Below are 18,651 nucleotides of genomic sequence, written 5' to 3' on the forward strand. Positions count from 1 at the left end.
CGACCGGAGGAAAGCAATGGCAGTCGCCCTGGAACTCATTTCGCAGCATCGCTGCTTCGGCGGCTGGCAGCGCTATTACCGCCACGAGTCCGCGGAGATCGGCCTGCCGATGCGCTTCTCCGTCTATATCCCGCCGCAGGCCGAGCAGGGGCCGGTTCCTGTGCTGTTCTACCTGGCGGGCCTGACCTGCACGGAAGAAACCTTCATGATCAAGTCGGGCGCACAGCGCCTGGCCGCCGAACTCGGCGTCATGCTGGTTGCCCCTGACACCAGCCCGCGCGGGGCCAATGTGGCCGGCGAGGACGAAAGCTGGGACCTGGGCACGGGCGCGGGCTTCTACGTGGACGCCACCACCCCCGCCTGGCGCGGCCATTACCGCATGTACAGCTATGTCACGCAGGAGCTGCACGGCATCGTCACGGGCGAAGCGCTACCCGGCGACGCATCGCGCACCGGCATCTTCGGCCATTCCATGGGCGGACACGGCGCGCTCGTCCTGGCGCTGCGCAATCCCGGCAAGTTCCGTTCGGTATCGGCATTCGCGCCTATCGCCGCGCCCAGCCAGTGTCCGTGGGGCAAGAAGGCCTTTGGCGCCTACCTCGGCGACAAGATCGAGGACTGGGCCGCCTATGACGCTTCCGAGCTGATGCGCGGCGCCACGAACCCCTTCCCGGCCGGTATCCTCATCGATCAGGGCGAGTCGGACCAGTTCCTGGCTGAACAGTTGTATCCCGAGGTATTCGAGGCGGCGTGCGCCGCTGCGGGCCAGCCGCTGAACCTGCGGCGCCAACCGGGCTACGACCATGGCTACTATTTCATCTCGACCTTCATCGAGGATCACATCCGGTTTCACGTCGAGCGGCTTGGAAAACCGGCGCCCTGAGGCCGCGCTTCTATACTGGCGGGCCTGCCGAGGCGGGCTTGCCTGCGCGTGCGTCGGCGCGCCGCCCGCGGTTTGTGCTCAAGAGGAACGCCTGATTTGATCAACGGTATCGCTCCCTTCGTCTGGATCCTGCTGGGTGTCGTGGTCGTCCTGCTGCCCGGGATCGTCATGCTGCTGGGCCGCGGAGGCCCGCGCGACGAACGTGGCCGCAGGATGTTTCAGTTCCGGCCGATGCGCCGCCTGTTTGGCCTGATGCTGGTGCTGTTGGGATGCGTATCCGGTCTGTTGGCGCTGTCGCTGGTGCAGTTCTTCCGCTTGACGACGGACGAGCCTGTCGCGCGCATCGAGGTCCGCCAGGTGGCCGACGGCCAATTCCAGGTCAGCGCCAGCGCGCCTGGCACCGGGACCAAGCAGTACGTGCTCTACGGCGACCAGTGGCAGATCGACGCGCGCGTCGTGCGCTGGCGTCTGCCTGCACTGATGGCTGGCGTGCCCCCGCTGTACCGGCTGGAGCGGCTGTCGGGCCGCTATAGCGATGCGGCGCGCGAAGCCTCGGCCACGCGTTCAGTGCATGCGCTGGACGACTGGCCGGCACCGGATCTGGCCTCCTTGAAGAAGAATTTCCCGAACTGGTTTCCCTTTGTCGACGTCCAATTCGGCAGCGGCGCCTACATGCCCCTGTTCGATGGCGCCCGCTATCAGGTCCTGATGGATCCGCGGGGGGCGTTGTTCATCCGCCCGGATGGCGAATCCACTGCCGAAGGGCTGAAGCGCCTGGGATGGTAGCGAAGGCGCGCATCGCGCCAGCGGCACCCCGCCGCTAAAAAATAAATGGGGACACATAATGTCAAAGGAAACTTTGACGCGCCGCAATAGTCGAATTAGCACTCCCAATACTAGAGTGCTAACATCGAATCCATGTCGTTATCCCTTCGCCATCCGGAGATCCCCGCTATGAAGCAACCCAGTACCTCGTTGGCCGCTCCTGGCAACGCTCTGGCGTTGGCCATTGCCAATCCGGGCGCACTTGGCACGATCGACGCTTATATTTCCGCGGTTAACCGCCTGCCGGTCCTGTCCGCGGAACGCGAAACCGAGCTGGGCCGCCGTCTGCGCGACCAGGAAGACCTGGGCGCCGCGCGCGAACTGATTCTCTCGCACCTGCGCCTGGTGGTGTCGGTGGCCCGTCAGTACCTGGGCTACGGCTTGCCGCATGCCGATCTCATCCAGGAAGGCAACGTGGGCCTGATGAAGGCCGTCAAACGCTTCGATCCCGAGCGCGGCGTGCGCCTGGTGTCGTTCGCCGTGCACTGGATCAAGGCTGAAATCCACGAATACATCATCCGCAATTGGCGCCTGGTGAAGGTCGCGACCACCAAGGCCCAGCGCAAGCTGTTCTTCAACCTGCGCAGCATGCGCCCGGACGGTCAGACGCTGGATCCGGACCAGGTCGACCACATTGCGCGCGAACTGAACGTGCGCCGCGAAGACGTGAGCGAAATGGAAGTGCGCCTGTCCGGTCGCGATATGTCGCTGGAAAACCAGGACGACGACGATGACAGCTACGCGCCCATTGCCTATCTGTCGGACGAGGGCCGCCAGGAACCGACCCGCGTGCTGGAACGTGCCGCCCGCGACCAGCTGCAAAGCGCCGGCCTGACCGACGCGCTGGAAGCGCTGGATCCGCGTTCGCGCCGCATTGTCGAGGCCCGCTGGCTGCAAGACGACGGCGGCGCCACGCTGCACGAGCTGGCGCAGGAGTTCGGCGTGTCGGCCGAGCGCATTCGCCAGATCGAAGCGGCCGCCTTGAAGAAGATGCGCGGCAACCTCGCGTCTTGATTCTTGATCGACCCACGCAAAGGGCCGCAATTCGCGGCCCTTTTGCTTTATGGACAGAGGGCGGCAGCGCATGAATAAATTGATACAAATTCGAGCGGAAATTTTGCGCGGCGCGAGAAACTTAATGCGGAAGGCGCCGCCTAACTTCATGTAGACCGCGAACTTCGGTTGGCCGTCTTGTCATCCGTCTCGGCTTCTCCTCTTTCCCCTCCCCTATGAGACGGATGCTTGCGGGGCACCATGCATATCTGGTGCCCCGTTTTTTATGGTGCCCCCACGCTGCGCAAGCTTTGCTTGCTTGCTGCCCCCCGAGGGGGCTGGCCCGCCTTGGGGCGGCCCGGCGGCGGGCCGGCTATTTTTGCGGAGGCTGTGTTGGTCCCCACGCTGCGCAAGCTTTGCTTGCTTGCTGCCCCCCGAGGGGGGCGCCTTGGGAGGTCTCCACTGCCTACGCCGCTTGCGCTTTGTCCTGCGAGGTCAAGGCGGGATGCCACAGCGCGTCCTGCACGCGGCGCACGCCTGTCGCCATCGAACCGTCCTGGTACAGCTTGATCCAACGATAGCCGGGGGCCATGTTGTCCACCACATGCTTGCCGTCGCGGATGCTGAACTGGAAGCAGGTCGATGGCGTGGCCAGCATGCGCAGGTTGTGGCGGCGACGGTCGAATTCGTGGTGCACATGGCCCCACAGCAGCACGCGGACCTGGGGCCAGCGTGTCAGCAGCTTGAATAGCGCCTGGGGGTTGTCGATCATCATCGAATCGTGCCAGTGGCTGTCGATCTGCATGGGGTTGTGGTGCATGGCGATCAGCGTATGGCGGCCCGGAGCCTCGGCCAGCGCGGCCTCCAGCAGATCGAGCTGGCTCTGCGGCAGGTGCCCGGCGTTGGAGTTGGGCACGGTGGTGTCCAGGGCGACCACGCGCCATGCGCCCACGTCGGTCACCGGAGCGGACCATTCAGGCAGCTCCTGGCGCATCACCGCCGGCAGGTCATGGTTGCCCGGCAGGCAGCGGATGCAGGCTTGCTCCAGGGCGGGCGCTTCGGACAGGACGCGCGCCAGGCGGCGATAGGCCGCGGCTTCGCCGTCCTGGGACATGTCGCCCGTGGCCAGCAGCAGATCGGGGTGCTTGCCGTCGGCTTCGATCTGGCGCAGCACCGCGCGCAGGCTGGCGTCCGTATTGACGCCCAGCATCGAGGTTTCCGGCTCGCCGAACAGATGGCTGTCGGTCAGCTGGACCAGCATGGCGGGCGCGTCGTCGCGCCGGGTCAGGGAATGGATCCGGGCCAAGTGCCGCTCCTGCAAAGTTTGTGCGATTCCACATTACCCAAAAAACATGGGCCGACGCGTATCGCAGGTCCGCATTGGGGTAACGAAACGTGCATTCTCCACGATTCCTGACGGTTTCCGGCCCGGTCCGACGGGAAAAAGCCGCTATTCTTGTGAAACTTCACACAAGCTCCACCAACAGACCATGGATGTAGGTTTTCTCGTATTCGGCTTGGCCGGTTTGTTAACGCTGGTCTGTTTCATGCCGCCGCTGGCCGGCCGCCTCAAGCTGCCCTACTCGGTGCTGCTGGCTATCGTCGGCTGTCTGCTCGGCATCATCGTGCACGTGCATGGCTGGGCGCCCAGCTGGATCGGCGATTTCCTGGATTCGCTGGAACGTTTCGAGATTTCGTCCGAAACCTTCCTGATGGTGTTTCTGCCGGTGCTGCTTTTTGAAACCGCACTGTCCATGAACGTGCGGCGCCTGATGGACGACATCGGCCCCATCCTCATGATGGCGATCGTGGCCGTGGTGGTCTGCACCGTGGTGGTCGGGGTCACGCTGGACGCCATTTCGTCCTACGGCCTGGTGGTCTGCCTGCTGCTGGGCGCCATCGTCGCCACCACCGATCCCGTGGCGGTGGTGGGCATCTTTCGCGAGGTGGGCGCGCCCAAGCGCTTGACCACATTGGTCGAAGGCGAAAGCCTCTTCAACGACGCGGCCTCCATCGCCTTGTACTCAGTGCTGCTGGCCGTGCTGGGCGGCCATGGCGAACTGACTGCCAGCGGTATTTTCAACGACTTCATTGTGCATTTCATCGGCGGAGGCATCGCCGGTTTCGCCATGGGTCGGCTGGCGTGCTTCCTGTTCGCCTGGCTGCGCGGGTTTCCCACCGCGGAGATCACGCTGACGCTGACCCTGGCCTATCTGTCTTTCTTCATTTCCGAGCACTATCTGAACGTATCGGGCGTGGTGGCGACGGTGATTGCCGGCCTGGTGGTGGGGTCGACCGGCCGCACCCGCATGTCGCCCACCACCTTCGAGTACCTGTCCAGCGCCTGGGAGCAATTCGGGTTCTGGGCCAATTCGCTGATCTTCCTGTTCGCCGCCATGCTGATCCCCAAGCTGATGGCGGCCGCGGATTGGCAGGAATTGGCGTTGGTGGCGGTGGTGTTCGTGGCGACGCTGGTGGCGCGCGCTATCGTCGTTTTCGGGTTATTGCCTTTGTTGGGATTGACCCGGCTGGGCACCAAGGTCAGTAATCCCTACAAGGTGGTCATGCTGTGGGGGGGCTTGCGCGGCGCCGTGTCGCTGGCGCTGGCGCTGGCCGTGACGGAACAGACCGGCGTGGCCGAAGAGGCGCGCCAGTTCATTGCGGTGGCCACCACCAGCTACGTGCTACTGACCTTGTTCATCAACGGCATCAGCCTGCGTCCCCTGATTCGCATGCTGGGCCTGAACCAGCTGTCGCCGGTGGAACGCACCATTCGCAACCAGGCGCTGGCCGTGGCGTTGGAAGACCTGCAGGGCAAGACCGAGGATGTTGCCCGGGCCGAGCATATCGGAACCGAAGTCCGCGATCGCATCCGCGCCGTGTTTGACGCCAGCCTGACCAGCGTGCATGACGGCCAGGTCAGCCAGATGACGGACGACCAGCGCGTGGCGGTGGGCCTGGCCATCGTGGCTCAGCGCGAAGAGGAAATGTTCTTCGACATCCTCAAGGCGCAGATCGTGGACTGGCGCATGGCCGAAACCCTGCTGGCGCGCGCGGAACGGCTGGAGGATGCGATCCGGCTGGGCGGGATCCCGGGCTTCGAGCGGGCCATCGTCGCCGACGTGCGCTATTCCACCGGCTTCCGCCTGGCCTTGCGCCTGCATTACCTGTTCGGCTTCCAGGGTTGGCTGGCGCGCGAACTCGGCCAGCGCTTCGCCAACCTCATGAGCAAGCGGTCGGTGGCGCAACGCCTGATCGCCTTCGCGCGGGAACAGATCACACCGCTGCTGGGCGAGGAAGCCACCCAGCGCATCGTGTCCCTGCACCAGCGCCGACTGGACCTGATAGAAAACGCCATGCAGGCCCTGAACCTGCAATATCCGTCCTACGCGCAGTGGCTGCAGGAAAGCTACCTGGGCCGCGTGGCGCGCGAAATGGAACGTATCCGCTACCGCGACATGCTCGAACAGTTCCTGATCAGCGGCGAGGTGTATGCGGACCTGATGGCGCAGTTGAAGAGCCGCTGGGCGCATATCGACAAGCACCCGCCGTTGGACATTGAAATGAGCGCCGCCGACCTGATCAAGCGCGTGCCGCTGTTTGAAGGCCTGTCCGCCGATTCGCTGCGGGCCATCAGCAAGCTGCTCAAGCCGCGCCTGGCCCTGCCGGACCAGCGCGTGCTGACCAAGGGCCGGCATGGCGAGGAAATGTGTTTCGTCGCGTCAGGCGCCGTGGCGGTGCACCTGCCCGACCACACCATGATTGAGCTGGGCAGCGGCGAATTCTTCGGAGAACTGGGCCTCTTGGGCGAAGAACAATTGATGCCCGAGGTGACCTCGTTGGGCTACAGCAAGCTGCTGATGCTCTCCTCGCGCGATTTCCACGCCCTGCTGGCGCGCGATGAACACCTGCGCGAACGCATCCAGGTCGTGGCCAAGCAGCGCCTGCGCGCGATTGAAGTGTGGAAACAGTTTTCGCAGGCCAATGCCGCGCCCGCGCCGGTATCGCCGCCGGTGTCGGCGCCGAGCCCCGGCCAGGCCGCCGAGGCTGCCGAAGCGGCAGGGGCTTCGTCCGGCACCGACGCGCAGGCGGCCAGCGAGGTCCGCGACGCGCAAGCGCCGGCCCAGAACGGCGCGCCGGACGCGCCATCGCTGGGAGAGCCCGGGGTCGTGCGGCCCTAGGCCGGGATTTCGCCGGCCGCGCGGCGCTGCATGATGTCTTCGATGATCACCAGCGCTGCTTCCAGCGTGAATTCGCCTTCCGCGACCTGGCGCACGGCGGTGGCCGCGTCGATAGTCGCGATCTCCATGACCTCGCCGTCCCGGTTGGCGGGTCGGACGTCGGCCGACAGCACGCAGGTGCTGGTGAGGACGTCTTCGACCTGATAGCCCTCGGGCAGGCGGCGATGGATGCGCAGGATCGTGCGCAAGGGCGAGCGCTGCGTCAGGTCGGGTTCGTCCAGTCCTGCTTCTTCGCCGCATTCGCGCACCAGCGCCAGCTCCAGGTCTTCGCGGCTGCTCGCCAGCCCGCCGACCAAGGTGTCCCACATACCGGGATCGGTGGATTTGCTGAGCGCGCGCCGCGCGACCCACAGCCGGCCATCCGGGGTCCAGGCGTTCAGATGCACGGCCTTGGTCAGCAGACCCAATGGGCGCACGGCCGCGCGTTCGATCACGCCCAGCGGTTCGTCTCCGTCCAGAACGTCCAGCAATTCGTCGCGCCAGCCGCGCAGGCAGTTGGCTTGGCGCAACAGTTGCGCGGCTTGTTCGAGCACGTCATTCAGGCTTGCGCCGGGTTGCAGGTCCGAGCCGATGCGCAAGGTGTCACCGTCCGCCGCGATGCCGGGCGCGCCGCGCAAGGCGTCGCATGCCGCATGCGTGGCCCAGCCGCAGCGACGCCCCGCTATATATAAAGCGCGCGCGCCTTCTGGGGCGGGCTCTTGCGCGCGAGCGCACAAGTCGGCGTACAGGTCGGACAACTGCTTGGGCATCGTGAAACCGTAGTGATGAAGTTGCCGAGGATTTTATGCCACCCTGTTTGCAGCGCTTGGTCAAGGGGGCGCGGCCAGATGGGGGCAGGCCCGATGAATTCAAGGGCACTAACTTACATCTATTTGCGCGTCCGCTATAATCCGCCAGTTTCTTTGTGATTTCGAGTGGGAACGACAGGGGCCGCTCTATCTCCCTGCCACGCCCTACCATCTAATAATTGCGCGTTGCCCGGTTCCGGTGACTTCCGCCACTAGCGAACGGACCTTCGCGCCGTGTTTCGAGGTAAGCATGAAGAAGTGGAGAGGGATACTGGGGGCTTGTGCGATGCTGATTGGCAGCGTGGCAGGTGCTCAGGTGCAAGACATGCCCGGCGGCCCGAAGGTCAATCAGCTCAACCTGCATGAAGGCGTGACGGCAATCTCGCGCGACATCATGTGGTTGCATTGGATGTTGCTCACGATCTGTATCGTGATCTTCATCGGCGTCTTCGGAGTGATGTTCTACTCCATCTGGGCGCACCGTAAATCCCGTGGCCACAAGGCCGCGACCTTCCATGAACATCTGGGCGTAGAAGTCGCCTGGACCGTCATCCCGTTCATTATCGTCATCGCCATGGCGTTGCCCGCCACCAAGACGGTGGTGGCGATGAAAGATACCTCCAGCGCCGACCTCACCGTGAAGGTCACCGGCTATCAGTGGAAATGGGGCTACGAGTACCTCGATGGCTCGGCCACCGGCATCAAGTTCCTCTCCACGCTGTCGACGCCGCGCGCCCAGATCGAGAACCGCGAACCCAAGGGTGAGTTCTACCTGATGGAAGTGGACAACCATCTGGTCGTCCCCGTGAACAAGAAGATCCGTATCGTGCTGACCGCGGCCGACGTCATCCACTCCTGGATGATTCCGGACTTCGGCGTGAAGCAGGACGCCATTCCGGGCTTCCTGCGCGATACCTGGTTCAACGCCGACAAGCCCGGTATCTACCGCGGCCAGTGCGCGGAACTTTGCGGCAAGGATCACGCATTCATGCCCATCGTCGTGGAAGTCATGGCGCAAGCCGACTACGATAAGTGGGTTGAAGACCAAAAGAAGAAGATGGCGGCAAACGCCGACGATCCCAATAAAGAGTGGACGGAAGCCGAACTGGTTGCCCGCGGCGAAAAGGTTTTCGCGGCAAATTGCGTTGCCTGTCACCAGGCCAACGGCAAGGGCATCCCGGGCAGTTTCCCCCCGCTCGACGGAGACAAGGTTGTTCTGGGCCCGAAGGCGGAACAGATCAACACCGTGCTGAAGGGCAAGCCCGGCACCGCCATGGCGGCATTTGGCGGGCAGCTCAACGATGTCGAGATCGCAGCGGTCATCAGCTATACGCGCCATGCCTGGAGCAACGCAGGCAAGGGGCAGGACCCGACGGTTCAGCCGAAGGACGTGATGGCTGCGCGCTGATTGCGCGCGCCCAGTCACACCCTCGCAGAACCGGTTCCGTTTAGTTAGAGATACCCTGCCGGCCCCGTGGATCGGGCCCGGCACTCAGCAGGAAGGAGTCCATCATGAGCAGCGTCACTGTAGACCACGTGTCGCCGGGCCACGGCCACGGTCACGATGACCACCACCACGCCATCCCCACCGGCTGGCGCCGCTGGCTTTTCGCCACGAACCACAAAGACATCGGGACGATGTATCTCATCTTCTCGTTCGTCATGCTGCTGGAAGGCGGCACCCTGGCACTGCTGCTGCGCACCGAGCTCTTCGAGCCGGGCCTGCAGTTCTTCCGCCCCGAACTCTTCAACCAGTTCACCACCATGCACGGCCTCGTCATGGTGTTCGGCGCGGTCATGCCGGCGTTCGTGGGCTTCGCCAACTGGATGATCCCGATGCAGATCGGCGCCTCCGACATGGCGTTCGCCCGCATGAACAATTTCAGCTTCTGGCTGCTGCCGGTGGCCGCGATCATGCTGACGGCGTCGTTCTTCGTGCCGGGCGGTGCCACCGCGGCCGGCTGGACGCTGTATGCGCCTCTGTCGCTGCAGATGGGCCCGGGCATGGACCTGGCGATCTTCGCGCTGCACATCATGGGCGCCTCGTCCATCATGGGTGCGATCAACATCATCGTCACCATCCTGAACATGCGCGCGCCCGGCCTCACGCTGATGAAGATGCCGCTGTTCTGCTGGACCTGGCTGATCACCGCCTTCCTGCTGCTGGCCGTGATGCCCGTGCTGGCCGCCGCCATCACCATGGTGCTGACCGACCGCCACTTCGGCACGGGCTTCTTCAACGCCGCCGCTGGCGGCGACCCGGTCCTGTACCAGCACGTGTTCTGGTTCTTCGGGCACCCCGAGGTCTACATCATGATTTTGCCGGCGTTCGGCATCGTGTCGGCCATCGTGCCCGCGTTCGCCCGCAAGAAGCTGTTCGGCTATGCCTCCATGGTCTACGCCACGGCTTCCATCGCCGTGCTGTCCTTCATCGTGTGGGCGCACCATATGTTCACGACCGGCATGCCGGTGACGGGCCAACTCTACTTCATGTACGCCACCATGCTCATCTCCATCCCGACCGGGGTGAAGGTGTTCAACTGGGTTGCGACGATGTGGCGCGGTTCCATGACGTTCGAGACGCCCATGCTGTTCTCGATCGGCTTCATCTTCGTGTTCACCATGGGCGGCTTTACCGGCCTGATCCTGTCGGTGGCCCCGATCGACATCCAGGTCCACGACACCTACTACGTGGTGGCGCACTTCCATTACGTGCTGGTGGCGGGCTCGCTGTTCGCCCTGTTCGCCGGCGCCTACTACTGGGTGCCGAAGTGGACCGGCCGCATGTACAGCGAAAAGCTGGGCAAGCTGCACTTCTGGTCGACGCTGATCTCGTTCAACGTCACCTTCTTCCCGATGCACTTCCTGGGCCTGGCAGGCATGCCGCGCCGCTATGCCGACTACGCCGGCCAGTTCACGACGTTCCACCAGATGGCCACCATCGGCGCGTTCTGGTTCGGCCTGTCGCAGCTGATCTTCCTGTGGGCGATGGTGCGTTGCTACATGGGCAAGGGTGAGCCCGCGGCGGCCAAGCCGTGGGACGGCGCCGAAGGCCTGGAATGGACGGTGCCCTCGCCGGCTCCGTTCCACACCTTCGAAACCCCGCCCGAAGTGAAGTGAAGCAGCCTTTCATGTTCCAGGTAGCACAGCAATGACACCCGAGCAGCGCCGCCGCAACAAAATCGCAGGTCTGGTCCTGCTGGCTTTCGTCATTGCCGTGTTTGCCTGGACCGTGCTGCGCGGCTCGGCCCTGCTGTCCGGCGTCGCCGTCAATTAGGCGCAGGCCATGAGCGACGACCTGCGCGAAACCTCCCAGCGCAAGCTGAGTTTCCTTCAGACCATGAAGGCGGTGGCGTGGGGGTTCTTCGGTGTGCGCAAGGGGGCGGGCCACCGGGAAGACGTCGCCAAGCTCAATCCGGTCCACGTGATCGTGGCGGGGCTGCTGGCAGCGGCTATCTTCGTTACTGTGCTGGTATTAATTGTGCGTTGGGCCGTTTCCAGCCTGACTTGAATCACTTAATTCTATAAATCTGTACCAGGGAGAAAGCCATGAGTGCAAGCCACTCGGTTCAAGGTAAAGAGGCACCGTACTACTTCGTGCCCGCCGATTCGGGTCATCCCGTGCGTACGGCTGTGGCGCTGCTGTTCATGGGCCTGAGCGCCGCGGCCTGGATCAACGGCGTCAGCTGGGCCAAATGGACCCTGCTGGCAGGTTTCATCGGCTTGATCGTGGTGCTGTACTACTGGTTCGGCGACGCCATCCACGAATCCGAGATCGGCCTGAACAGCAAGCGCATCGACGGTTCCTACCGTTGGGGCATGAGCTGGTTCATCTTCTCGGAAGTCATGTTCTTTGCGGCGTTCTTCGGCGCCCTGTGGTACACGCGCACGATCACTACGCCGTGGCTGGGCGATATGGATCACCGCCTGATGCTGTGGCCCGACTTCCAGGCCGTGTGGCCGAACTTCGGCCCGGCTGGCGTGGTTGAGCACTTCCAGACCGTCGGGCCCTTCTGGCTGCCCACCATCAACACCGCACTGCTGTTGAGCTCCGGCGTCACGCTGACCATCGCCCACCACGCGCTGCGCGAGAACCATCGCGGCAAGACGATCTTCTGGCTGCTGGCCACGGTCGTGCTGGGCTTTGTCTTCGTGGCCTGTCAGGCTTACGAATACCACCACGCCTATACCGAGCTGAACCTGAAGTTCAATTCGGGCGCCTATGGTTCGCTGTTCTACATGTTGACGGGCTTCCACGGCTTCCACGTGCTGCTGGGCGCCACCATGCTGACGGTCATCCTGATCCGCCTGATCCGCGGCCATTTCACGGCCGACCATCACTTCGGTTTTGAAGGCGCCGCTTGGTACTGGCACTTCGTGGACGTGGTGTGGCTGGGCCTGTACTTGTTCGTGTACTGGTTCTGATCGTTACGCGGAACAAATAAAGCGCGCCAGTTCTTATGCGAGAACTGGCGCGCTTTACTCATCTGCAATCGTCATGCATTGCCGGGAACCCGCGCCCCGGATGCCTATCTAAGGCCTGTGCTTTCGATCCAGCCCATGTGATGGGCGAACAGCACGAACAGAAACAGGGCCACCGATAATCCGATGCGCACCGTCAGTGCGTTGACCGTGCGGCTGGTGGTTCCTTTGTCCCGCATCAGGTAGACCAGGGCCGATGCCAGGCTGGCCAGAATCCCGATAAAGGCCAGGACGACGAAAACGCGCATGGTGGTCTCCGGACGAATCAGAGTAGTTAGTGTAGAAATATGGCCCGACCGCATTCAACCCGATACACGGTAGCCGCTTTGCTGCTGCTGGGTGTTGCCGTGATCATTCTGGCATCGCTGGGGCAATGGCAATTGCGCCGCGGCGACGAGCGACGCGCCATTCTGGCCGCTATCGAAGCGGGCCGCAAGCAAGCGCCCTTGCCCCTGACCCCGGCGACCGACCCCGCCGAGATGACCGCTTGGCGTTCGGCCCAGGCCAGCGGGGTATGGCTGCCGCAATTCAGTGTACTGCTGGACAACCGCAACCACGACGGCAAGCCCGGCTACTGGCTGGCCACGCCGCTATTGCTGGATGCCGATGCGCGTCGCGCGGTGCTGGTGCTGCGGGGCTGGATTCCGCGTGTCATGGGCGTCCAGGGCCAGGGCCCCGCACAACCGCAGCTGCCCGCCACGCCCGAAGGGCCGCAGACGGTGACGGGCGAGCTGTCGCCGCGGGTCCCGCGACTGTTCGAGCTTTGGTCGCTGGGCGGTCCGGAGCAGTCCGCCTTGCCGGCATCGCTGCCAGCGGCCGGCGGCGCGCTGCCGCAGGTGCAGAACCTGCCGCTGGACGCCTACGCCCGGGCTACTGGCCTGGCCCTGTTGCCTACCGTGCTGTCGCAGGCCGACGGCAGCGCGGACGATGGTCTGGTGCGGGACTGGCCGCAGCCGTCCGTGGATTTCCAGCAGAACACGTCTTACGCCGTGCAGTGGTTTGCTTTTGCTTCGATTGCCGCCGTCGCGTGGCTGGTGGTGCTGGGGGGCGCCATCCGGCGCATGCGGCGTGAAAAAAACACGCTAGGCGCCTGACCGGGGCGCCGACTCTTAACCCGCAAGACGACAGGATACAAAGTGGCTCGCGACCTTTCCTCTACCAAGCCTGCACGTAAGCGCTCTTTGATGCCGATGCTGCTGGTGTTCCTGTGCTCGTTGGCGCCCATCGTCGCGGCGGTCGTGGTCTACATGAATCCGCAATGGTGGCCCGATGAATCCAGCAACTACGGCGCGCTGGTGAACCCGCAGCGGCCCATGCCCGTGGCCGGCGAACTGCGCCTGACGACGCTGGATGGCAAGCCCTTCGATCTGCAGAGCTTGAAGGGCAAATGGCTGCTGGTGGCCGCGGATGGCGGCGCCTGCCCGGAAAGCTGCGCCCGCAAGCTCTTCATCGCGCGCAATAGCCACGCCAGCCAGGGCAAGAATGTCGACCGGCTGGCGCGCGTCTGGTTCATTACCGATGATGCGCCCGTGCCGGACAAGGTGCTGGAAGCCTACAAAGGCACGATCATGGTGCGCGCCAACCCCGATCAGCTGGCGCGGTTCCTGCTGGCGCGCGATACGGCCGCAGGCCAGCCCCCGCTGGAGGCGCCGATCTGGGTGATCGATCCACTGGGCAATCTGATGATGCAGTACCCTGCCGAGGCTGACGGGGTGAAGGTGCGCAAGGACATCAGCAAGCTGGTCTACAGCTCGAGGATAGGGTGACCCCCCCGGAGCGCCTGCGGCGCTTCCCCCCCAGGGGGCGCCGCAGCAGACCGGCGGAGCCGGATCTGCGCGGCCCTGATTGGGAGATGGTGTTTGCATGCGGGGGGCATGGTGCGAGGGAGAGAGCGGGATGGCCGCTTGCGGCTTGCCGGTGTGGCGGCGGTGGGGGCTGCTGGTTTTTCGTGCCGCGGAATCCGCGCGGCAGAGTCATGGTTTATGGAAATGGAACGCATCAAATCGCGGTATCGCAAGCTGGTTTTCTTCACCTGGTTCCTGACGCTGGACCTGATCATGTTCGGGGCCTTCGTGCGGCTGACGGATTCGGGCCTGGGCTGTCCCGACTGGCCTGGCTGCTACGGTAGCGTGACGCCGCTAGGCGCGATGGGCGACATCCATGAAGCATCCCAGGCCATGCCTTTCGGTCCGGTTACGTTGTCCAAGGCCTGGATCGAGATGATTCACCGCTATGTGGGCACCATCCTGGGCATGCTGATCATCGGCATCGTCTACATGGCGTGGCGCTACCGCCGCCAATTGGGTCGCTCGCCGGCTCTGGCCATCGTGACGCTGATCGCTGTTTGCGTGCAGGGTGCGTTCGGCGCCTGGACCGTGACGCACAAGCTCATGCCCGTCGTCGTGACCTCGCACCTGGTGTTTGGGTTGTCGGTGCTGGCCCTGATGACCTGGCTGTCGGCGCGCGAACGCCCGCATCTGGCCGTGGCGGCAGCGGCCGCGCGCTGGAAGCCCTGGGTGGCCGGGGGCTTCGCCCTGTTGCTGGCGCAGGTAACGCTGGGCGGCTGGGTCAGCACCAATTACGCCGCGCTGGCCTGCATGGATTTCCCCAAATGTCATGGGGCCTGGGTGCCGGAAATGGATTTCCATGGCGGCTATTCCATCATCCGCGCCCTGGGTGAACTGCCGTCGGGCGAAATGATTTCCCAACCGGCGCTGACCGCCATCCACTGGGTCCACCGCAACTTCGCCTTCGTGGTGTTCCTGTATCTGGGCATATTGGCCGCGCGCCTGCGCGCCGAGCCCGGCCTGCGGGGGCCGGCCACGCTGATGCTGGCGCTGCTGGGCGCGCAGCTGCTGACAGGCCTGACCACCATTTTTTTCCAGTGGCCGCTCTTGATCGCGGTGCTGCACAATGGAGGGGCCGCCGGCCTGACCCTGGCCGCGGTGGTTTTGATGGTGCGTTTGTCCACGGCAGGGCGCCCGCCGGCCGGGGGCTACGACCCCAATTCGGTGCGCGTTTAAAATAGGGCCCACTATGACCAGTATTGCCGCTCCCCAGCCCGGATTGTTCCGCCAGTATTTCGTCCTCACCAAGCCGCGTGTGACGCAATTGGCGGTGTTTTGCGCCGTGATCGGCATGTTCCTGGCGGCGCCGGGCATTCCGGACATGCGCCGCGTGCTGTTCGGCACGCTGGGTATCTGGCTGCTGGCCGCGGCGGCCTTCGCCATCAATTGCCTGATCGAACAGGAAATCGACGCCCGCATGCTGCGCACCGCACGCCGCGGCACGGCGCGCGGCACGATTTCGGCGTTCCAGGTGCTGAGCATGTCCGGCCTGCTGGGCGGCGCCGGCATGTTCGTGCTCTATCACCTGGTCAATCCGCTGACCATGTGGCTGACGTTCGCCACCTTCGTGGGCTATGCCGTCATCTATACCGTCATTCTCAAGCCGCGCACGCCGCAGAACATCGTCATCGGCGGTCTGTCGGGCGCGATGCCGCCGGCCCTGGGCTGGGCCACCGTGGCGGATTCGGTACCGGCCGAAGCCTGGATCCTGGTGCTTATCATCTTCATCTGGACGCCGCCGCACTTCTGGGCGCTGGCGCTCTACCGCAACCACGACTACGCCAAGGCCGGCCTGCCGATGCTGCCGGTCACGCACGGCAACCAGTTCACGCGCCTGCACATCCTCTTGTACAGCGTGGCGCTGGTTGCCACGACGCTGTTGCCGTACGCCATCCGCATGAGCGGCGAACTCTACCTGGCTTCGGCGTTGGTGCTGGGCGGCATGTTCGTGTCCTACGCGTGGCGGCTGTATCGCGCCTACAGCGACGAGCTGGCGCGCAGCATGTTCCGTTTTTCCATTCTCTACCTGGCGTTGCTGTTTGGCGCCCTGCTGGTGGACCACTGGGTCGGCCTGTTGCGCTGATCCCCTGGAGGTTGTCGATGTCCGTGTTTTCCACCAGCCGTCGGCTGGTCCTGCGCCTGGGCGCTGCCGCCGCTTTTACCGCTGCCTTGGCCGCCTGCGGCGACAGCGCTCCCGTATTCAAGGGCAGCGACATCAGCGGCACGCAGTTGGGCCGCGGCATGGAGCTGGTCGATTACAACGGCAAGACGCGTCAACTGTCGGATTTCGCTGGCAAGGTAGTCGTCGTGTTCTTCGGCTTCACGCAATGCCCGGACGTGTGCCCCACCTCGCTTGCCGAACTGACCGAAGTCATGAAAAAGCTCGGCCCGGATGCTGACCGCGTGCAGGTGCTGCTGATCACCGTGGACCCCGAGCGCGACACGCCTGAAGTCCTGAAGCAGTACGTCACCGCCTTCGATCCGCGCTTTCTGGGACTGACGGGCTCGCCCGATCAGGTCAAGAAGGCCGCTGCCTCGTTCAAGGCCTATTACGCCAAGGCGCCCACCAAGGACGGCAGCTACACGATGGATCACACGGCCGCGTTCTACCTGCTGGACGGCAAGGGCGAATCGCGCGTGCTGGCCAACAACAATATCGGGGTGGATGCCCTGACGCAGGACATCAAGGCTCTGCTCAAGGGTTGAGCGGCCAGGCCACCCTGTGGTGGTGGCGGCCTGGCTTACTTGCCCGCGGCCGCCCAGCCGGCCAGCGCGGCGCGGGCCTGGTCGCTCAGTTCGGTGGCGGAGATCTCGCGCCGGTGCGCCATGATCATCAGCGCGTAGGGCGTGGCCAGCGCGGCAGCTTCGGGGCACAGGCGGGATTCGTCGCCTACCGACGGCGAAATGTTGCGCCAGTAGTTGATGGCCTGTTCGAGCTGGGGCAGGGTAATGGGATCCATCCGTCTATTGTCCACGAATGGAAGGGGCTGTCCACCCGCCGGCTTCCTGCAAAGAAGCGTCACCATCGCAACACGCCGAAACCGCGCCCGGGTGCTATACCACTGCCGGTTAGTAACGATGGAGCATCGTCATGAATACATCCTCGAAAATCGAAGCCGCGCGCCGCGGCCTCCATCCTCTGGTTGCCGCCGCGGCAATCGCCGTCATCGTCATGTGTACCGTGGGCGTGGCCGCCGTGATGGGCTGGCTGCCCTCGCCTTCGGCCAATCCGCATGCGGACGAGCCCGTGGCGGAGGCCGGCCCGGAAGGCGCCAACCTGGCACCCGCGCCGCAAGCCGCCGTGCCGCCCCCGCCTGCCCAGCAAGGACGCCAGCCAGCCGCTCCCGCGCCGCGCCCGCAAGCCCAGGCTCAAGCCCAGACGCAGGCGCCGCCTCCTCAGGCCTGCCAGACCTGCGGCGTGGTGGAGTCGATCCGGCAAGTGCAGGTGCCCGTCAAGGACAATAGCGACCACCTTATCGGCACCATCGGCGGCGGCGTGGTCGGGGGCGTCGTGGGCAACCAGTTCGGCGGCGGCAGCGGCAAGACGGCGCTGACTGTGCTGGGCGCGGTGGGCGGCGCTTTGGCAGGCCGTGAAGTTGAGCGTAATATCAGACAGCAACAAACGGTGACGCACTATGAGCTTACGGTGCGCATGAGCGACGGCAGCACGCGCCAGTTCCGCAGCGCGCAGCCTTTCGCCTTTGCGTCCGGCGACCATGTGCGCGTGGAGAACAATCAGCTGGTGCGCGGATGATCCCGCCTGCCGGCGACCATCATCTGTCTTAGGGGAGACCAGGAATGAGCGACCAACACACCAACCCGTTCGTCCTGCCCGGTATGGGCCAGAATTCCGATCTTTCGGGCAATCCGCTCCTGGCCAGCATGGAAATGATGCGCCAGGCCTGGGCTGGCCTGACCGGGCCTGGCGGGCTGGCCAGCAGTCTGCCCATGGCCCCCCCGATGAACCTGGAAGACCTGGATCGCCGTATTGCCGAACTCCGTTCGGTGGAAAACTGGCTGCGCATGAACCTCTCCATGCTGTCCAGCACGATCCAGGGCATGGAAGTCCAACGTTCCACCATCAGCACGCTCCGCGCCTTTGTCGACAGCGCGGCCAACCTGGATATGGGCGCCTTCCAGGACAGCGGCGCGGCCTCGCCGCTGGAGGTGGTGCTGGGCCTGAAGCCCGGGCCCAAGTCCAGCGCGAAACCCGGACCGTCGAGTCCTGCCGCCGATGGCGGCAAGGCCAAGGATGAAGCCTCCGCCAGCGCGGCAGGTCAGCAGCAATCCGCCACGCCGGGCATGAGCGAGCAGATGGGCGCTGCGGCGCAATCGGCATCCAAGGCCTGGTGGGACCTGTTGCAGCAGCAGTTCAACCAGATCGCCGCCGCCACCGCGGCGTCCATGCCTGCGGCACCTGCCGCGGCGCCAGCCGATGCGGCGGCCAAGCCCAAGCCGGGCGAGTCCAAGGCCGCGGCCGCGCCTGCAGCCAAGGCGTCCAAACCCGCGGCCCGCAAGTCGGCGGCGCCCCGCAAGGCCGCCAAGAAAACCGGACCGGACGCTAGCTAGCGGCGGTCCTCTCGATCAATCGT

Annotated in this window: 20 protein-coding genes; 16 read left to right on the forward strand and 4 right to left on the reverse strand. The window is 64.6% G+C overall.

Annotated elements, in window-relative coordinates:
- The first annotated feature begins 16 nt into the window (after nt 1-16).
- The 3 genes from fghA (at nt 17) to rpoH (ending at nt 2,722) form a co-directional block, all read left to right on the forward strand.
- Nucleotides 17-883: an S-formylglutathione hydrolase gene (gene fghA / locus CEY08_RS06740; RefSeq protein ID WP_076817014.1), complete on the forward strand. Its 867-nt coding sequence runs from the start codon at nt 17-19 to the stop codon at nt 881-883.
- Nucleotides 884-979: 96 nt separating this feature from the next.
- Nucleotides 980-1,669 carry a hypothetical protein gene (locus CEY08_RS06745; RefSeq protein ID WP_088607617.1) on the forward strand — a complete coding sequence of 230 codons (690 nt, stop codon included), beginning with the start codon at nt 980-982 and terminating at the stop codon, nt 1,667-1,669.
- Between the two features lie 168 nt (nt 1,670-1,837).
- The gene (rpoH, locus tag CEY08_RS06750; RefSeq protein WP_042795695.1) at nt 1,838-2,722 is read left to right on the forward strand and encodes an RNA polymerase sigma factor RpoH; all 885 of its coding nucleotides are present in this window, start codon (nt 1,838-1,840) and stop codon (nt 2,720-2,722) included.
- Between the two features lie 445 nt (nt 2,723-3,167).
- On the opposite strand, the gene cpdA is transcribed toward rpoH, so the two are convergent.
- Nucleotides 3,168-4,007 (reverse strand): 3',5'-cyclic-AMP phosphodiesterase, encoded by an 840-nt coding sequence (cpdA, locus tag CEY08_RS06755; protein WP_042795694.1) that lies wholly within the window; start codon nt 4,005-4,007, stop codon nt 3,168-3,170.
- A 184-nt stretch (nt 4,008-4,191) separates the two neighbouring features.
- Between cpdA and CEY08_RS06760 the strand changes: the two genes are divergently transcribed.
- Nucleotides 4,192-6,882, forward strand: a complete 2,691-nt coding sequence (locus tag CEY08_RS06760; protein ID WP_076817016.1) for a cation:proton antiporter — start codon at nt 4,192-4,194, stop codon at nt 6,880-6,882.
- Here CEY08_RS06760 and CEY08_RS06765 read toward each other — a convergent pair.
- A complete protein-coding gene (locus CEY08_RS06765; protein ID WP_042795692.1) occupies nt 6,879-7,691 on the reverse strand; it encodes an NUDIX hydrolase in 813 nt (270 codons plus the stop codon). The two genes, CEY08_RS06760 and CEY08_RS06765, sit on opposite strands and share 4 nt — an antisense overlap.
- Nucleotides 7,692-7,980: 289 nt before the next feature.
- On the opposite strand from CEY08_RS06765, the gene coxB reads away from it, so the two are divergent.
- From coxB to CEY08_RS06785, 5 genes are all read left to right on the forward strand, one after another.
- Complete coding sequence (coxB, locus tag CEY08_RS06770; RefSeq protein WP_042795691.1) at nt 7,981-9,138, forward strand: cytochrome c oxidase subunit II; 1,158 nt, start codon at nt 7,981-7,983, stop codon at nt 9,136-9,138.
- Nucleotides 9,139-9,242: 104 nt separating this feature from the next.
- Nucleotides 9,243-10,850: a cytochrome c oxidase subunit I gene (gene ctaD / locus CEY08_RS06775; RefSeq protein ID WP_042795690.1), complete on the forward strand. Its 1,608-nt coding sequence runs from the start codon at nt 9,243-9,245 to the stop codon at nt 10,848-10,850.
- Nucleotides 10,851-10,881: 31 nt separating this feature from the next.
- Complete coding sequence (locus CEY08_RS30060) at nt 10,882-11,007, forward strand: cytochrome oxidase small assembly protein (RefSeq protein WP_042795689.1); 126 nt, start codon at nt 10,882-10,884, stop codon at nt 11,005-11,007.
- 9 nt (nt 11,008-11,016) lie between these two features.
- Entirely contained in the window at nt 11,017-11,241 is a 225-nt protein-coding gene (locus tag CEY08_RS06780) for a DUF2970 domain-containing protein (protein WP_013390978.1), read from the forward strand.
- Between the two features lie 38 nt (nt 11,242-11,279).
- Nucleotides 11,280-12,155, forward strand: a complete 876-nt coding sequence (locus CEY08_RS06785) for a cytochrome c oxidase subunit 3 (protein ID WP_042795688.1) — start codon at nt 11,280-11,282, stop codon at nt 12,153-12,155.
- A 104-nt stretch (nt 12,156-12,259) separates the two neighbouring features.
- On the opposite strand, the gene CEY08_RS06790 is transcribed toward CEY08_RS06785, so the two are convergent.
- Nucleotides 12,260-12,460 carry a twin transmembrane helix small protein gene (locus CEY08_RS06790; RefSeq protein ID WP_006224570.1) on the reverse strand — a complete coding sequence of 67 codons (201 nt, stop codon included), beginning with the start codon at nt 12,458-12,460 and terminating at the stop codon, nt 12,260-12,262.
- Nucleotides 12,461-12,499: 39 nt separating this feature from the next.
- Between CEY08_RS06790 and CEY08_RS06795 the strand changes: the two genes are divergently transcribed.
- The 5 genes from CEY08_RS06795 (at nt 12,500) to CEY08_RS06815 (ending at nt 16,765) form a co-directional block, all read left to right on the forward strand.
- Nucleotides 12,500-13,306 carry an SURF1 family protein gene (locus tag CEY08_RS06795; RefSeq protein ID WP_063639223.1) on the forward strand — a complete coding sequence of 269 codons (807 nt, stop codon included), beginning with the start codon at nt 12,500-12,502 and terminating at the stop codon, nt 13,304-13,306.
- 90 nt (nt 13,307-13,396) lie between these two features.
- Entirely contained in the window at nt 13,397-13,978 is a 582-nt protein-coding gene (locus tag CEY08_RS06800; RefSeq protein ID WP_076817019.1) for an SCO family protein, read from the forward strand.
- A 222-nt stretch (nt 13,979-14,200) separates the two neighbouring features.
- Nucleotides 14,201-15,235 (forward strand): COX15/CtaA family protein, encoded by a 1,035-nt coding sequence (locus CEY08_RS06805; RefSeq protein WP_076818074.1) that lies wholly within the window; start codon nt 14,201-14,203, stop codon nt 15,233-15,235.
- A 13-nt stretch (nt 15,236-15,248) separates the two neighbouring features.
- Nucleotides 15,249-16,142, forward strand: a complete 894-nt coding sequence (cyoE, locus tag CEY08_RS06810; protein WP_042795686.1) for a heme o synthase — start codon at nt 15,249-15,251, stop codon at nt 16,140-16,142.
- 17 nt (nt 16,143-16,159) lie between these two features.
- Nucleotides 16,160-16,765, forward strand: a complete 606-nt coding sequence (locus CEY08_RS06815) for an SCO family protein (RefSeq protein WP_042795685.1) — start codon at nt 16,160-16,162, stop codon at nt 16,763-16,765.
- Between the two features lie 35 nt (nt 16,766-16,800).
- On the opposite strand, the gene CEY08_RS06820 is transcribed toward CEY08_RS06815, so the two are convergent.
- Nucleotides 16,801-17,019 carry a DUF3717 domain-containing protein gene (locus CEY08_RS06820; protein ID WP_042795684.1) on the reverse strand — a complete coding sequence of 73 codons (219 nt, stop codon included), beginning with the start codon at nt 17,017-17,019 and terminating at the stop codon, nt 16,801-16,803.
- A gap of 131 nt (nt 17,020-17,150) precedes the next feature.
- Here CEY08_RS06820 and CEY08_RS06825 point away from each other — a divergent pair, with 131 nt between their 5' ends.
- Together CEY08_RS06825 and CEY08_RS06830 are read left to right on the forward strand one after the other, a co-directional pair.
- Nucleotides 17,151-17,813 (forward strand): glycine zipper 2TM domain-containing protein, encoded by a 663-nt coding sequence (locus CEY08_RS06825; protein ID WP_063639225.1) that lies wholly within the window; start codon nt 17,151-17,153, stop codon nt 17,811-17,813.
- A gap of 44 nt (nt 17,814-17,857) precedes the next feature.
- Entirely contained in the window at nt 17,858-18,628 is a 771-nt protein-coding gene (locus CEY08_RS06830) for a PhaM family polyhydroxyalkanoate granule multifunctional regulatory protein (RefSeq protein WP_063639226.1), read from the forward strand.
- Nucleotides 18,629-18,651: the final 23 nt, after the last annotated feature.

The sequence above is a fragment of the Achromobacter insolitus genome (assembly GCF_002209555.1).
Taxonomy (GTDB): domain Bacteria; phylum Pseudomonadota; class Gammaproteobacteria; order Burkholderiales; family Burkholderiaceae_B; genus Achromobacter; species Achromobacter insolitus.